This window comes from Azotobacter tropicalis, from assembly GCF_059739045.1.
Genome location: NZ_AP046059.1, coordinates 2312637 through 2327933 on the forward strand (window position 1 = coordinate 2312637; position 15297 = coordinate 2327933).

The 15297-nt window shown below is 67.0% G+C and carries 9 protein-coding genes and 5 pseudogenes; 9 read left to right on the plus strand and 5 right to left on the minus strand.

Features of this window, described 5'->3' with window-relative positions:
* Nucleotides 1–22: 22 nt before the first annotated feature.
* Nucleotides 23–844 carry a 3'(2'),5'-bisphosphate nucleotidase CysQ gene (gene cysQ / locus Atro_RS10975; protein ID WP_497922248.1) on the minus strand — a complete coding sequence of 274 codons (822 nt, stop codon included), beginning with the start codon at nucleotides 842–844 and terminating at the stop codon, nucleotides 23–25.
* Nucleotides 841–1407, minus strand: coding sequence for an ADP compounds hydrolase NudE (gene nudE, locus Atro_RS10980; protein ID WP_497922250.1), 567 nt, complete (start codon nucleotides 1405–1407; stop codon nucleotides 841–843). Before nudE ends, cysQ begins: the two co-directional genes overlap by 4 nt.
* 159 nt (nucleotides 1408–1566) lie before the next feature.
* On the opposite strand from nudE, the gene yrfG reads away from it, so the two are divergent.
* Nucleotides 1567–2232, plus strand: a complete 666-nt coding sequence (gene yrfG / locus Atro_RS10985) for a GMP/IMP nucleotidase (protein ID WP_497922251.1) — start codon at nucleotides 1567–1569, stop codon at nucleotides 2230–2232.
* Nucleotides 2233–2464: 232 nt separating this feature from the next.
* Entirely contained in the window at nucleotides 2465–2944 is a 480-nt protein-coding gene (locus tag Atro_RS10990; protein WP_497922253.1) for a glycine zipper domain-containing protein, read from the plus strand.
* Nucleotides 2945–2998: 54 nt separating this feature from the next.
* Here Atro_RS10990 and cls read toward each other — a convergent pair.
* From cls to hslO, 3 genes and pseudogenes are all read right to left on the minus strand, one after another.
* A pseudogene (cls, locus tag Atro_RS10995) lies at nucleotides 2999–4443 on the minus strand (cardiolipin synthase).
* A 110-nt stretch (nucleotides 4444–4553) separates the two neighbouring features.
* Nucleotides 4554–6098 carry a phosphoenolpyruvate carboxykinase gene (locus Atro_RS11000; protein ID WP_497922255.1) on the minus strand — a complete coding sequence of 515 codons (1545 nt, stop codon included), beginning with the start codon at nucleotides 6096–6098 and terminating at the stop codon, nucleotides 4554–4556.
* 299 nt (nucleotides 6099–6397) lie between these two features.
* A complete protein-coding gene (gene hslO, locus Atro_RS11005) occupies nucleotides 6398–7291 on the minus strand; it encodes an Hsp33 family molecular chaperone HslO (protein WP_497922256.1) in 894 nt (297 codons plus the stop codon).
* Nucleotides 7292–7663: 372 nt separating this feature from the next.
* Here hslO and Atro_RS11010 point away from each other — a divergent pair.
* From Atro_RS11010 to Atro_RS11040, 7 genes and pseudogenes are all read left to right on the plus strand, one after another.
* Nucleotides 7664–9015, plus strand: a pseudogene (locus tag Atro_RS11010) (UDP-glucose dehydrogenase family protein).
* Nucleotides 9012–10133, plus strand: a complete 1122-nt coding sequence (locus Atro_RS11015; RefSeq protein WP_497922258.1) for an NAD-dependent epimerase — start codon at nucleotides 9012–9014, stop codon at nucleotides 10131–10133. The pseudogene Atro_RS11010 and the gene Atro_RS11015 overlap by 4 nt, the downstream one beginning before the upstream one ends.
* Before the next feature lie 58 nt (nucleotides 10134–10191).
* A pseudogene (locus Atro_RS11020) lies at nucleotides 10192–10859 on the plus strand (sugar transferase).
* A 41-nt stretch (nucleotides 10860–10900) separates the two neighbouring features.
* Entirely contained in the window at nucleotides 10901–11572 is a 672-nt protein-coding gene (locus Atro_RS11025) for a CpsD/CapB family tyrosine-protein kinase (RefSeq protein WP_497922260.1), read from the plus strand.
* A gap of 32 nt (nucleotides 11573–11604) precedes the next feature.
* Nucleotides 11605–12608 (plus strand): annotated as a pseudogene (locus Atro_RS11030) (polysaccharide biosynthesis/export family protein).
* A gap of 2 nt (nucleotides 12609–12610) precedes the next feature.
* Entirely contained in the window at nucleotides 12611–14209 is a 1599-nt protein-coding gene (locus Atro_RS11035) for a GumC family protein (RefSeq protein WP_497922262.1), read from the plus strand.
* Nucleotides 14182–15293, plus strand: a pseudogene (locus tag Atro_RS11040) (glycosyltransferase family 4 protein). The gene Atro_RS11035 and the pseudogene Atro_RS11040 overlap by 28 nt, the downstream one beginning before the upstream one ends.
* Nucleotides 15294–15297 lie beyond the last annotated feature (4 nt).

Genomic DNA, 15297 nt, shown 5'->3' on the forward strand with positions numbered 1-15297 from the left:
GTCCCGCGTCCCCGCCCTCCCCTCACTCCAGTGTCCGCGCCAGTTCGAGCAGCCCGCCGCGCCAGTCGGCCATCCGCGGCAGGGCCAGGAACGACGGGTTGAGGTAATCGGCGCGCGCCGCGTAGTCCAGCGCCCGGCCCTGCAGATCCAGCACTTCGCCGCCGGCGCCCTCGAGCACGCCTTGGGCGGCGGCGGTGTCCCACTGCGAGGTCGGTGCCAGGCGCGGGTAGAAGTCGGCACGCCCCTCGGCGAGCAAGCAGAACTTCAGCGAGCTGCCGACGCTGGTCAGCTGCAGGTTGCCGAAGCGCGTACCGAGCCCCTGTAACAGACGTTCCTGGGCCGGGCTGCTGTGCCGCCGGCTGGCGACCACGGTGAAGGCCTCGCCCGGTGCGCTGCGCACGCCGATCGGCCGCTGCAGGCCCGGCCCGTCGCTGCACCAGGCACCGAGCCCGGCGCCGCCGAAGTAGCAGCAACCGGTCGCCGGCACGCCGACCACGCCGAACAGCACCCGTCCCGCCTCGATCAGCGCCACGTTGACGGTGAACTCCTCGCTGCCGGCGATGAACTCCTTGGTACCGTCCAGCGGGTCGACCAGCCACCAGCGACGCCAGCCGGCGCGCTCGGTCAGGGGAATCGCGCAATCCTCTTCGGAAAGCACCGGGATCGCCGGTTCGAGCGCCTGCAATCCGGCGCAGAGGACCCGATGTGCGGCCAGGTCGGCGGCGGTCACCGGCGAGGCGTCATCCTTCTCGTGAACCTCGAGGCTCATGTGCCAGTACGGCAGGATGGCGGCACCGGCCTGGCGCACCAGATCGATCAGCGGGGCGAACGGGACGCCGCTCATAGGGCCAGGACTCCGCGCTGGACCAGCAGATCGCGTGCCAGATAGAGCGCGGCCAGGGCGCGGCCCTCGCTGAATTGCGGATGCCGGACCAGACCGGACAGCTCGCGCAGGTTGACCCGCTCGACCCGCATCGGCTCCGGCTCGTCGCCCGGCAGGCGCTTTTCGTACAGGTCGCGGGCCAACACCACCTGGATCTTCTGGGTCATGTAGCCGGGCGACAGGGACAGCTCGGTGAGGTACTCCAGGTAATGGGCGCCGTAGCCGGCCTCCTCCTTCAGTTCGCGGTTGGCCGCCACCAGAATGTCCTCACCCGGCTCGATCAGCCCCTTGGGCAGGGACAGCTGATAATCGTCGGTGCCGGCGCAGTATTCCTCGACCAGCAGGGCGTGCTGGTCGTCGATCAGCGCAACGACCATCACCGCGCCGTAGCCGCTGCCGGTACCCACCAGACGCTCATAGGTGCGCTCGACGCCATTGCTGAAGCGCAGCTGCAGTTCCTCGACGCGAAACAGGCGACTGGTCGCGACGATCGCTCGAGCGAGTACGGTGGGTTTCTGGCGCATAGTCATTCCTCGACTGGATGGGAGGCCCGATTGACGTTCTTCTGGAGCCCTGTGACTGGGTATCATACCCCGGCTTGCGGCGCGGCTCGTCCTTGGCCGATGGCGCGCAGGTCCCGTGCATGTCACGCTTCCCGAAGCCTTCACCCGACAAGAGCCGCCATGTCCCCATTCCCCTGGAGCGAACTCGATACCGTCCTGCTCGACATGGACGGCACCCTGCTCGACCTGCATTTCGACAACCATTTTTGGCTGGAACACCTGCCGCAGCGCTATGCCGAGCACCACGGCATCAGCCGCACCATGGCCGAAGCGGAGCTGCTGCCGCTGTTCCGCGAGCATGCCGGCCGGCTGACCTGGTATTGTCTGGACTTCTGGAGCGCCGAACTGCAGTTGCCGATAGTCGAACTCAAACGCGAAGTCGCCCACCTGATCGCCCTGCGCCCGGACGCCGACCGCTTCCTCGCCGCGCTGCGCACGGCCGGCAAGCGCGTCGCGCTGATCACCAACGCGCACCGCGACTCGCTGTCGCTGAAGCTGGAGCGGGTCGAACTGGCCCCCTGGTTCGACCGTCTGATCAGCGCCCACGACTACGGCTTTCCCAAGGAGGACCAGCAGTTCTGGTTCGCCCTGCAGCAGGACTTCGGCTTTGCCCCGGCGCGTACGCTGTTCATCGACGACAGCCTGCCGGTGCTGCGCAGCGCCCGGCGCTACGGCATCGCCTATTTGCTGGCCGTGCGCCAGCCGGACAGCCGGCAGGGGCCGAAGGACACCGAAGAGTTCATCGCCGTGGAAAGTTATCCGGCCTTGTGCGAAGGGCTTTGTTGAACGCCCGCCAAGGGGATGCACGGACGGGAGGACGGTGTTCGCGGGACACCGAAAAGAGCCCGTGAAGTCAATCCCTAGAATTAGATCGACCGTCCCGCTTGAAGAAAGTTCCCCTTAACAAACAACAGGTTACAAAGCAATAAAAATATCTGCAGATCGGCAGAAAATGCTTGCAAGACGCCTTCATGACAGCGAGGATCGCCTCGTCATCACCACTGAGGTTCTCCTCGTCATGAAGTACGCACCCATACTCCTGCTCTCTCTCGGCCTGGCCAGCGGCGCGGCATTCGCTGGCGGCAACACCGAGGCAGCTGTCGGCGGCGCACTGGGCGGTACACTGGGTTCGGTTGTCGGTGGCGCCCTGGGCGGCTCCACCGGCGCAGTAATCGGCTCGGGCGTCGGCGGTGCAGCCGGCGCCGGCATCGGCGCTGACCGCCGCAGCCGGACCGAAGCGGCCATCGGCGGCGCGCTCGGCGCGGCCGGCGGCAACGTCGTCGGCAACTCGGTCGGCGGCCGTACCGGCGGCGTGATCGGTGCTGCACTCGGCGGCGCCGGCGGCGGTGCCCTGGGTAACGCCTACGGCGACGATGACGACGACGACCACGGCGGTCGCGGTGGCCGCCGTTATGTCGAGCACCACCATCACCATCATGACAACGGCTACCACCGCGGCCATTACAAGCACAAGCATCACCGTCGCCATCGTGACTGAGCCGACGACCACCTGACGCAGAAAGAGCCCGCCCCATGGCGGGCTCTTTCGTATTCAGAGGATCGGCGAAATCAGTCGCGCCACCCGCATGCCGAGCCGCTTCAGCCGATGCGCCTGGCGACTCTCCTCCCTGTCCAGCTCTCGGGAGCGGCGGAAATCCTCCTGCAGCATGCCCTCCACCTCCCCAGCGAAGGCGGCATCGACGGTGAACAGGGTCAGCTCGAAATTCAGCCGGAACGAGCGATTGTCCAGGTTGGCGCTACCCACCGCCGCGGTATCGCCGTCGATCAGCAGTACCTTCTGGTGCATGAAGCCCGGCAGGTAGCGGAATACCCGGATACCCGCCTCGAGCGCCTCGAAGGCATACAGGCTGGAGGCGGCATAGACCACCCGATGATCGGCCCGCGCCGGCAGCAGAAGGCGCACCTCCAGCCCACGCAGCGCCGCCAGGCGCAGGGCCGCGAACACCGACTCGTCGGGCACGAAGTAGGGGCTGGCCAGCCAGATCCGCCGGCGCGCCGCATTGATCGCCGCGACGAATTGCAGCGAGCCGGTCTCCTGGGGATCGGCCGGGCCGCTGCCGACCAGTTGGCAGAGCACCCCGCCAGCCGGATAGCGCTCCGGCAGCAGCAACGGCGGCAACTGGCGAGTGGCCCAGAACCAGTCCTCAGCGAAAGACTCCTGCAGGCAGGCCAGCACGGGGCCGCTCAGCTCCACCTGGGTATCGCGCCAGGGCGAGAGGTGCGGATTGCGCCCGAGATAGTCGTCGCCGATGTTCATGCCGCCGAGAAAACCACGCTGTCCATCGACCAGCACCAGCTTGCGGTGGTTGCGGAAATTCAGCTGGAAACGGTTGAGCAAGCCGCTGTGTGCGGAGACCGAAAAGGCATGCATCGCCACTCCCCCCTCGCGCAGGCGCTGCACATAGTGGCGCGGCAGGGCGTGGCAGCCGATGCGGTCGTAGAGGAAAAACACCTGCACGCCGCTGGCCGCCAACTCCAGCAGCAGACGCTGCAGGCGCCGGCCGAGACGGTCGTCGCGGACGATGAAGAACTGCAGCAGGATCACCTGACGCGCCTGGGCGATGGCCTCGAAGATCGCTGCGAAGGCCTCCTCGCCATCGATCAGGAGGCGCACCCGGTTGTTCGCCAGGGGCGGCTGGCGGCCGAGGCGCGCCAACACCTTGAGGTTCTGGGCCGCCTCGCTGTCATGGGCCGTCAGGGCCTCCTCGACCCAGGGCCGCCAGTCCAGCTCGGCCATCGCCCGGTGCATCTGCAGGTCGGCTTGGCGCCTCGCCTCGATGTAGGCATCGAAACGGCTGCGACCGAATATCAGGTAGGGCAGCAGGGTGAGATAGGGCATGAACAGCAGGGAAATGGCCCAGGCGATGGCGCCCTGGGCGGTGCGCACGGTGAATACTGCATGGACGGCCGCAGCCACCCCAGCACCTGGATCAGCGCCAGCAAATAGCCCAAGAGCTGCAAGGCGCCCTGCTCCATGCCCATGCTTCACTCCATCGAGATACCGCTTCTGAGCATAACAGGCGAGCCTCGGGCAGGCGGCCATGAAAAAGCCGCCCGGAGGCGGCTTCTTCAGCAGACGCCGCAGCTTACAGCAGCGGGCCGGCGTCGCGGATGGCGTCGGAGACGTCGAACTTCTTGAAGTTCTCGATGAACTGCCTGGCCAGGGTACGCGCCGCCTCGTCGTAGGCGCTCTTGTCAGCCCAGGTGTTGCGCGGGTTGAGCAGCTCGGTGTCGACTCCCGGCACGACTTTCGGCACGTCCAGGTTGATGATCGGCAGGCGCTCGGTTTCGACGCCGATCAGTGCACCGCTCTGGATCGCCGCGATCACGCCGCGGGTGGTCGGGATGTTGAAGCGCTTGCCGATGCCGTAGCCGCCACCGGTCCAGCCGGTGTTGACTAGGTAGACCTTGGAGTCGTAGCCCTGGATGCGCTTGATCAGCAACTCGGCGTACTCGCCGGCCGGACGCGGGAAGAAGGGCGCGCCGAAGCAGGTGGAGAAGGTCGACTTGATGCCGCCGCCGGAACCCATTTCGGTGGAGCCGACCAGCGCGGTGTAGCCGGACAGGAAGTGGTAGGCCGCCTGCTCGTTGTCGAGAATGGACACCGGGGGCAGCACGCCGGTCAGGTCGCAGGTGAGGAATATCACCGCATTGGGCTCGCCGGCGCGGTTGTCCGCCACGCGCTTCTCGATCAGTTCGCGCGGATAGGCGGCGCGGGTGTTCTGGGTCAGGCTGCTGTCGGCGTAGTCGGGCTGGCGCGAACGCTCGTCGAGCACCACGTTCTCCAGCACGGCGCCGAACTGGATGGCCTTCCAGATCACCGGCTCGTTCTTCTCGGACAGGTCGATGCACTTGGCATAGCAGCCGCCCTCGATGTTGAACACGGTGCCCACGCCCCAGCCGTGCTCGTCGTCGCCGATCAGGTAGCGGCTCGGGTCGGCGGACAGGGTGGTCTTGCCGGTACCGGACAGGCCGAAGAACAGGGTCACGTCGCCCTCTTCGCCCATGTTGGCGGCGCAGTGCATCGGCAGCACGTCGACCTCCGGCAGCAGGAAGTTCTGCACGGAGAACATCGCCTTCTTCATCTCGCCGGCGTACTGCATGCCGGCCAGCAGGACCTTCTTGGCGGCGAAGTTGATGATCACGCAGCCGTCGGAATTGGTACCGTCGCGTTCCGGCACGCACTCGAAATAGGGCGCGTTGAGGATCTGCCACTCGCTCTTGCCGCTGGGGTTGAACTTGTCCGGATTGATGAACAGGCAGCGGCCGAACAGGTTGTGCCAGGCCGTTTCGGTGGTCATCTTGACCGCCAGGTAGTATTCGGGATCGGCACCTACATGGACGTGCGAAACGAAGCGATCACGCTCGGCGAGATAGGCTTCGACACGCTGCCAGAGGGCGTCGAACTTGTCGTTGGGAAAGGGACGGTTGATGCTGCCCCAGGCAATCTTGTGCTGGGTACCCGGCTCCTCGACGATGAAGCGGTCGCTCGGGGATCGCCCGGTGCGATGGCCGGTCCGAACCACCAGCGAACCGTTGGCGGCCAGCTCGCCTTCTCCGCGGCGGATGGCTTCTTCTACCAGTTGGGCAGCGCTGATGTCGGTAAACACGGCTTGAATGGCTTGCGTCATGTGCGTCCCATCGGCTTGTGGCCGATTCCTCCATACGTTTTTTGTAGCGCGACATCCGGTCGCGCTACAGAGAAAAAATAAAAAAAGTGCGTCGATCATACCAGAAAAGCCGACGACACAGTAGGAGCCGCTAGTCTGGCAAAGGTTCCATAAGCCACCGGCTCGACCGTGCCAATCCTTGCCGAGGGCCGGCACGGCCGGGATTTTTCGCGGGAAAGCTGCTCCCCGGCCTTGTCAGAGCAAGCCCTTCGCGGAAAATTCCTTGTATCCAGGCCGCCCGGTCGCAGGCGGCCGGCCGCTCAATGCCGGGTAGCCGAAGGCCCTTCGCTGCCGCCGCCGGCGAACAGCTGGGCGATGTCGCTGGCATCGAACTCGTAGCGCTGGTTGCAGAACTGGCAGTCGACCACCACCAGGCCGCTGCGTTCGCGCAGCAGCTGCTCGGCGTCCGCATGCCCCAGGCTGGACAGGGCGTTCGCCGAACGCTCGCGCGAACAGCTGCAGCGGAAACGCAGCGGCAGCGGCTCGAACAGGCGCACCGCTTCCTGGTGGTAGAGCCGGCGCAGCAGGGTTTCGTTGTCCAGCCCGAGCAGCTCCTCGGCGGTCAGGGTGTCGGCCAGGGTGACTAGGTGCTCCCAGCTGGCCGCACGCGCCTCGGCGTCTTTCTGGCGATCGCCGGGCAGCTGCTGGAGCAGGAAACCGCGGGCGCGCCGGCCGTCGGCATTGAGCCAGAAACGCGTCGGCAGCTGTTCCGAATTGGCGAAATAACCGGACAGGCAGTCGGCCAGACTCTCGCCCTGCAGTTCGACGATGCCCTGGTAGCGCTGGCCCTGGGCGGGATCGATGGTCAGGGTCAAAAGGCCCTCGGACATCAGCTCGCGCAGCCCGGCGCCGGGCTCGATCTGCTCGGCGTGGTAGCGGGCGATGCCGCGCACCTCGCGGTCGCTGGAGCACTCGACCATGAGCAGGGGCACCGCGCCCGGGGAACGCGCCTGCAGCACCAGCAGGCCATCGAACTTGAGGGTGCCGACCAGCAGCGCGGCGGCGGCGAGCATCTCGCCGAGCAGCTGGGCGACCGGCTCGGGATAGGGGTGCTTGGCCAGCACCTCGGCATAGCTGCCGCGCAGATCGGCCAGTTCTCCGCGTACATCGGTGTCATCGAAGAGAAAACGTTGAGTGAAATCGAAATCGGGCATCTCGGCTGGCCATGGCAGGAAACAGAGCTGGCCTACAGCCAGTCCTCGGAGTCGGTAAAGGCGCCACAAGGGCTCGACTCGCAGGGAAATTCTAGGAAGAAAGCCGCAAATCTCCAAGTTTCCCGATTGTTTCCGCTTGGCTCGCGGCATACCGCCCGTCGGCTGAAATGATAATTTCCCGCTCCTAACCAATACTCCAACAGCCCAGAAAAATATAAGGAATTGAATAGGTTACAGGGGACAGGCGGCCACCATAATGCCATCTAAACAATGGCAAACAGATATCGCCCCACTTGCTTGACAGTGTCCTTGTGCGACCGCCTATACCTGTATCATTACCGCATTTCCCCTCAACAACGAGGCACGCCAAACATGGACGTGAGCGTTTTCGGTACCGGATACGTCGGCCTGGTGCAGGCTGCGGCCCTGGCCGACGTCGGCCACCGGGTTCTCTGTGTCGACATCGACGAGCTGAAGATCCAACAGCTGCAGCGGGCGGTTCCGCCCATCCAGGAACCCGGCCTGTCCGCCATGATCGATGACAACCTGCGCGAAGGCCGGCTGTCCTTCAGCACCCAGGCCAGCGATGCGGTGATCCACGGCCAGCTGATCTTCATCGCCGTCGGCACTCCGCCGGACGAGGACGGTTCCGCCGACCTGCGCCACGTGCTGGGGGTGACCCGCGAGATCGCCAGCCACATGCAGGCCGACCGCACCCTGGTGATCAAATCCACCGTGCCGGTGGGTACCGCCAGCCAGGTGGAGGCGGTCGCCCGCGACGAGCTCGACCGCCTGGGCAAGGGCCATCTGGCGGTCCGCGTGGTCTCCAACCCGGAATTCCTCAAGGAGGGCAGCGCGGTCAACGACTGCATCCGCCCCGACCGCATCATCGTCGGCAGCGAGGACGAGCAGGCCCGCGCCCAGCTCGCCGAGCTCTACGCGCCCTTCTGCCGCAGCCGCGACAAGCTGATCTTCATGGACAACCGCAGCGCGGAGCTGACCAAGTACGCCGCCAATGCCATGCTGGCCACGCGCATCAGCCTGATGAACGAGCTGGCCAACCTGGCCGAAACCCTGGGCGCCGACATCGAGGCGGTGCGCAAGGGCATCGGCTCCGACCCGCGCATCGGCTACCACTTCATCTACCCGGGCTGCGGCTTCGGCGGCTCCTGCTTTCCCAAGGACCTGCGCGCCCTGCTGCACACCGCCAGCAGCACCGGCCAGCCGCTGCGCCTGCTGCAGAGCGTCCAGGAGGTCAACGAGACGCAGCGCCTGGTACTGTTCCACAAGCTGCAGAAGCTCTATCCCGAGGGACTGTCCGGCAAGTCCATCGCCCTCTGGGGCCTGGCCTTCAAGCCGAACACCGACGACATGCGCGAGGCGCCCAGCCGCTACCTGATGGAGGCGCTGTGGCGCGAGGGCGCGACGGTGCGCGCCTTCGACCCCGAGGCGATGTCCGAATGCCGGCGCCTGTACGGCTACCGCGACGACCTGGTGCTCTGCGCCACCCGCGACGACACCCTGCAGGACGCCGACGCGCTGGTCATCTGTACCGAGTGGAAGGCTTTCCGGGTGGTCGACTTCGAGATGCTCGCGCACAAGCTGCGCGACCGCCTGGTCGTCGACGGGCGCAACCTCTACAGCCCCAGCAGGCGGCGGCCGCCGGCCTGCGCTACCTGGGCATCGGCCTGCCGCAGGTCGACCCGCAGGGAGAAGCGCAATGAAGGTCCTGGTCACCGGCGCGGCCGGCTTCATCGGCGCCCACTGCGTGCGCCGGCTGCTGCTCGACGGCCACGAGGTCATCGGCCTGGACAACTTCAACGACTACTACGACCCGGCCCTGAAAGAGGACCGGGTGCACTGGGTGTGCCGGGAGGCCGGCGACTTCCCGCTCTGGCGGCTGGATCTCGGCGACGCCGCCGGCGTCGCCGAACTCTTCGCCAGCCAGCGCCCGGACGTGGTGGTGCATCTGGCCGCCCAGGCCGGCGTGCGCCACTCGCTGAGCCATCCGCACGCCTACGTGCAGAGCAACCTGAACGGCTTCCTGAACATTCTCGAAGGCTGCCGCCAGCACCCGGTGCAGCACCTGGTCTACGCCTCGTCCAGCTCGGTGTACGGCGCCAACCAGCACACCCCCTATTCCGTGCAGGACAACGCCGACCACCCGCTGTCGCTGTACGCCGCGACCAAGAAGGCCAACGAGCTGATGGCGCACAGCTACAGCCACCTGTTCGGCATTCCCGCCACCGGCCTGCGCTTCTTCACCGTCTACGGCCCCTGGGGCCGGCCGGACATGTCGCCGATCCAGTTCGCCCGCGCCATCGTCGACGGGCAGCCGGTGCGCCTGTTCAACCACGGCCAGCACCGGCGCGACTTCACCTACATCGACGACATCATCGAAGGTCTGGTGCGACTGCTGCCGCAGCCGCCCCAACCCGACCCGCACTGGGACCGCGAGCGGCCCCGGGCGGACAGCAGCATGGCGCCCTGGCGCCTGTACAACATCGGCGGGCATCGACCGATCGCCCTCACCGACTACATCGATACCTTGGAAAGGCATCTGGGCCGCAAGGCCCTACGAGAATTGCTGCCTTTGCAGCCCGGGGACGTGCTCGACACTTATGCCGACGTCTCGGAATTGCAACGGGACACCGGCTTTCAGCCCCAGGTAAGTCTCGAAGAAGGTCTCGCCCGCTTCGTATCCTGGTTTTGCCACTACTACAGGATCGGCAGCCCCGATGCCGCGGCGACTTCATCCGCCGCCAGGGACGGGGGACTGCCGCATGAGGTAATGCGCAATGAATGCCCCGGGAAACTCGTTCCAACAACCCAGCTTCGCTAAGGACAGCCACCCCTACAGGCTCCAGGAAAAACGCACCGACCCCACGCAGCGCGAGAAGATCGAGAACGCGCTCTGGGTCCACAACCACGGCTGGTTCAGCGGCCGCCAGGGCGGCCGCCCCTGGACCCTGTCGCGCACCAAGCGCTATGCCGAAGCGCTCGCCGCCCTCCTGCTCCTGCTCCTGCTCTCCCCCCTGCTGCTCGGCATCGCCCTGCTGATCAAGCTGGGTAGCCCGGGGCCCGTACTGTTCGTCCAGCAGCGTACCGGCTTTCGCGGGCGCCGCTTCGGCATGTACAAGTTCCGCAGCATGGTGGCCAATGCCGAGGCCCTGAAGGAGTCGCTGCGCCACCTCAACAAGCACGGCCCCGACGCCATCGACTTCAAGATCGACGCCGACCCGCGGGTGACCCCGATCGGCCGCTGGCTGCGCCGCACCAGCCTGGACGAGCTGCCCAACCTGCTCAACGTGGTGCGCGGCGAGATGCGCCTGGTCGGACCGCGGCCCACCTCGTTCAACGCCAGCCGCTACCGCCAGCACCATCTCGGCCGGCTGAGCATCTACCCCGGCATGACCGGCCTCTGGCAGATCTCCGGACGCAGCGACGTCGGCTTCGACGACCGGGTCGAGCTCGACATGGCCTACATCCGCAGACAGGGCCCCCTGCTGGACCTCTGGATTCTCCTGAAAACCCCCTCGAAGTGTTCTACGGCCACGGCGCCAGCTGAACCTTCATTTCCTTCAGGCAGCACGCCTCAGGAGTCAGCCCATGACCATGCTCCGTTCCGAGCAAACCGCGCTCTTGCTGGAACAGGACCAGCGCGTCCTCAATCCCAGCGAAGTCAACCTGGCGGCCACTCTACTCGACCAGACCTGCCGGACCCTGCTGATGATTGCCCCGACCAGCGGCTGCGGCACCACCACCAGTGCCCTGAGCATGGCCCGGCAACTGGCCCAGTCGGCCAAGGGCAAGCTCCTGCTGGTCGACGCCAGCCCCTCGGCCACCGGCCTCAGCTCGCGCCTGGGCATGGCCGCCGACCCGGGCCTGTTCGAACTGCTGCACAGCCAGAACCCCGAAGGCGAGCTGCGCCACTGCATCCAGCAGCACCCCGAGCTGCCCTTCGACCTGCTGCCGCTCGGCCAGCCCTCGCCGGCGGCCGGCCGCTTCACCGCCGAGGACCTGCAGGACCTGCTGGGCTGCCTGGCCAGCCGCTACCGCTTCGTGGTGATCGACGCCGAGGCCGTCTACAGCGGCAACAGCGGCCTGACCCTGGCGGCCATGGCCGATGCCGTGGTGCTGGTGGTGCGCGCCGAGGAAACCCGCTGGGAAGTCGCCCAGGCCGCCGTGCAACGCCTGCGCCAGGCCAACGCCAAGCTGCTCGGCAGCGTGTTCAACGCCCGCCGGCTCTACATGCCGAACTGGCTCTACAAGTTGCTCTGACCAAGGATCGCCCCCACAGGACGGACGCCACCATGCACAAGCCCATACTCCCCCTGCTCGCCTTCCTGGCCCTGGCCGGGTGCAGCAACCAGCGCTCGATTCCTGCCTACATCCTCACCGCCCCCGAGGAGCAGGCCAAGCAGAGCGAGCTGATCCGGTGACCCAGGTGCTGCGCCCGCAGGACGTGCTCGACGTGATCTTCCACATCGAGATGGACTCGCCCAACGCCTACCGCATCCAGCCCGGCGACCAGCTGGAAATCCAGTTCGTCACCGCCAAGGGCCTGAGCGGCAGCAAGACGGTGATGCCCGACGGCACCGTCAACCTGGAGTACGTCGGCAGCCTAAAGGTCGCCGGGCTGACCGTCGAGGAAGCCCAGGCGCAGATGGTCGAGCGCTACCGGGAAACCCTGCGCACGCCGCTGATCACCGTTTCCGTGGCCAAGGCGCAGACCCGCGCCCAGCACCTGCGCGACACCCTGTTCAACCCCAACAGCGGGATGAGCCGGGACATCACCATCGGCGCCGACGGCCGCGCCACCTTCCCGATGCTCGGCAGCATCCGCCTCAGCGGCATGAGCCGCGACGAACTCGAGAAGCTGCTGAACGACCGCTACCGCGAGGAGGTCGGGCCGATCCAGGTCGACGTGCTGCTCAAGGCCACCGCCGCCAACGAGGTCTACGTGCTCGGCGAGGTCGGCCAGCCCGGCGCCTATCCGGTGCGCCGGCCGATTTCGGTGCTCGAGGCGCTGACCATGGCGCGCGGCCACAACCCGGTCACCGCCGACCTGGACTCGGTGCTGGTCCTGCACCGCCAGGGCGACAAGGTGGTGTCGCGCACCTACGACATCGAGGAGCTGCTCGACAACGACGCCGACAGCATGGCCTACCTGCAGCCGGACGACCTGCTCTTCGTGCCGCGCAGCGGCCTGACCGGCGCCGGCGACACCATGCGCCAGCTGGCCGACGTGATGCTCTTCAGCGGCTTCAACTTCGGCTTCTCCTATCAGGTCGACAACAAGGACGACGAGAACTAGCGATGAATATTCTCAAGTACGAAAACCCGCTCTATCCCTTCTTCTACATGCTGTGCGCCAACCGGCGACTGATCAAACGGGTGTTCCTGGCCTTCGCCGCCCTCGCCCTGCTGCTGCCGTTCCTGCTCAGTCCGGCGTACGACATCACCGCGGAAGTCCTGGTGCAATCGAAGAAGCTCGCCCAGACCGAGGTCAACAGCACCCTGCAGCAGGAAACCGACAAGTTCCTGCCGCCGACCCTGGCCGACATGGAAACCGAGAGCAGCATCCTGCGCTCGCCCGAGCTGGTCCGCGAGACCCTCGACAAGCTGCGCCAGGAAGGCCATTTCGCCGACGAGGAGGGCCTGCTCGAGCAGTGGCTGCTCAACCCGTTGCGCGACTACCTGATCGTGCCGCTGCAAGAGCGAGTGCTCGATCCGCTGCTCGGCGCCCTCGGCTTCGAGGCCGAAACGCCCCGCGACAGCCGCCTGGACAACCTGACCCTGGCCACCCTGGAGGACCTCGAGATCGTCCCGCTGCCCGGCTCCAACGTCATCGCCGTGCACTACCGCGCCGCCGACCCGGCCCTCGGCACCCTGTTCGTCAACCGCCTGCTCGACACCTACCTGATGCGCCGCCACGCGCTGCACTCCAACGACCTGCCGGAAGCCTTCTACGAACAGAAGAAGACCCAGTACCAGAACCAGCTGGACGACCTCGAAGGCCAGCGCCTGGCCCTGCTCGAGCGGATCAACGCGGCCAACCCCGAGGAGGAGATCACCTTCCGCCTCAACGCCATCAACCAGGAAGAGCAGGCCCTCAACCAGTACCGCGACCGCCTGCTGGAGAATCAGCGCTGGGTCGACTACCTGCAGAGCAGCCTGGCCGTGGCGCGCAAGGCCAAGCTGACCGACTACGGCTTCCCCTACACCTTCGCCAGCACCATCGACAAGGTCGCCTTCGAGGACCGCGAGATCCGCCAGCTGGGCGACCGGCTGATCGAGCAGATCGGCCAGTACGGCGCCGAAACCGACGTCTACAACCCCAACAGCGAGCCGATGAAGAACCTCTACGCGCAGATCAGCCGGACCCGCCAGCAGTTCCTCCAGGTGATCGGCAACCGCATCAGCGAGCGTAGCAAGGAGCTGGAAGTCATCTCCGGCGTGATCGCCCAGAAGACTGCGCGGATCGAGGAATACCAAGGCCGCATCCGCGAGCTGCAGGACGCACAGAGCGGCCTGCGCCAGCTCAACACCGAGATCGAGGCCCTGCACCAGGCCTTCTTCACCTACACCCAGCGCTACGAGGAAAGCCGAAGCCGTGCCCTGCTCGACGGCGGCCTGTCCAACGCCAAGGTCCTCAGCCGGCCCTTCGAGCCCACCGCGGAGAGCTTTCCCAAGCCGTTGCTGATCGTCCCCCTCGGCCTGCTCACCGCCGCGCTGCTGGCCATCGCCGTGGGCTACATCCGCGAGCTCTTCGACCATCGCTTCAAGCATCCCGAGCAGTTGCTGAACCAGCTCGGCCTGCCGGTGCTGATGACCATCAACGCCGCGCAGGCCGCCCTGCCCAACCCCCACAAACCCGGGAGCCTGCCATGGATTCGACACTGGGCCAGCGACTGAGCGCCCACCCGCAGGAGGCGCCGCTGCGGATCGTCCACCTGCTCAGCAGCGGCGGCTTCTACGGCCTCGAACGGATGCTCCTGGAGCACTGCCAGTACGCTCCCGGCCAGCACCGGTGTTCCTGCTCGACGGCCCGGAGCCGCTGGCTCAGCGCTTTCGCGAGGCCGGCGTGGAACTGACCCGCTGCAGCGGCCTGGGCAACCTGCTGCGCCAGCTGGGCCGAGCGGGCGCGCGGCCGACGCTGCTCAACGGCCACGGCTTCAAGGGCCTGGTCTACGGCTGGCTGAGCGCGCTCTGCCTCGGCCTGCCGCTGATCGTCACCCAGCACGGCTTCACCCCGCGCAGCCGCAAGCAGCGCTTCTACGCCTGGCTCAGCCTGCGCCTGTGCCGCACCGCCCAGGTGCGCGCGGTGGTCTGCGTGGCCGACAGCATCGCCCGCCTGCACCGCCAGGCCGGAGTGCGCGCCAACAAGCTGCATGTGCTGCCCAATGGCCTGCCGCCGGCGCCCGCGGTCACCTACCTGCGTCCGCCGGCGGCCCCCGCTGCCCCGCTGATCGGCTTCATCGGCCGCCTCAGCGCGGAGAAGGGTCCGGACCTGTTCGTCGAGCTGGCCATCGCGCTGTGCAACCGCGACGCCCGCCTGCATGCCGTGCTGCTCGGCGAGGGGCCGCAGCAGCAGGCCCTGCAGCAGAGCGTCGACGACGCCGGACTGCACGGGCGCATCCTCCTGCCCGGCTACCGCAAGGACCTGCCGGCCTGGCTGCGCGCCCTCGACGTGCTGGTGATCAGCTCGCGCACCGAGGGCACGCCGATGGTCCTGCTGGAAGCCATGCAGGCCGGCGTGCCGGTGGCCGCCTTCGGCGTGGGCGGCATTCCCGACGTACTCGACCACGAGGTCACCGGCCTGCTCGTCCCGCCCGGCGAGGTCGAGGCGCTGGCCCGCCAGGCGGCGCGCCTGCTGCTCGACAAGGCGCTGTGCCGAACGCTGACCGAACAGGCCCGGCTCGCCCAGCTGCGCCATTACCACCTGCCCGCCCAGGCCGAGCGCTGGCGGCAGCTGTACCGCACTGCGGTCGGAGGCTGATGCG

Coding starts and splice junctions, on each gene's coding strand:
- cysQ (WP_497922248.1), bottom strand. CDS start 844: ATGAGCGGCGTCCCGTTCGCCCCGCTGATCGATCTGGTGCGCCAGGCC.
- nudE (WP_497922250.1), bottom strand. CDS start 1,407: ATGCGCCAGAAACCCACCGTACTCGCTCGAGCGATCGTCGCGACCAGT.
- yrfG (WP_497922251.1), top strand. CDS start 1,567: ATGTCCCCATTCCCCTGGAGCGAACTCGATACCGTCCTGCTCGACATG.
- Atro_RS10990 (WP_497922253.1), top strand. CDS start 2,465: ATGAAGTACGCACCCATACTCCTGCTCTCTCTCGGCCTGGCCAGCGGC.
- Atro_RS11000 (WP_497922255.1), bottom strand. CDS start 6,098: ATGACGCAAGCCATTCAAGCCGTGTTTACCGACATCAGCGCTGCCCAA.
- hslO (WP_497922256.1), bottom strand. CDS start 7,291: ATGCCCGATTTCGATTTCACTCAACGTTTTCTCTTCGATGACACCGAT.
- Atro_RS11015 (WP_497922258.1), top strand. CDS start 9,012: ATGAAGGTCCTGGTCACCGGCGCGGCCGGCTTCATCGGCGCCCACTGC.
- Atro_RS11025 (WP_497922260.1), top strand. CDS start 10,901: ATGACCATGCTCCGTTCCGAGCAAACCGCGCTCTTGCTGGAACAGGAC.
- Atro_RS11035 (WP_497922262.1), top strand. CDS start 12,611: ATGAATATTCTCAAGTACGAAAACCCGCTCTATCCCTTCTTCTACATG.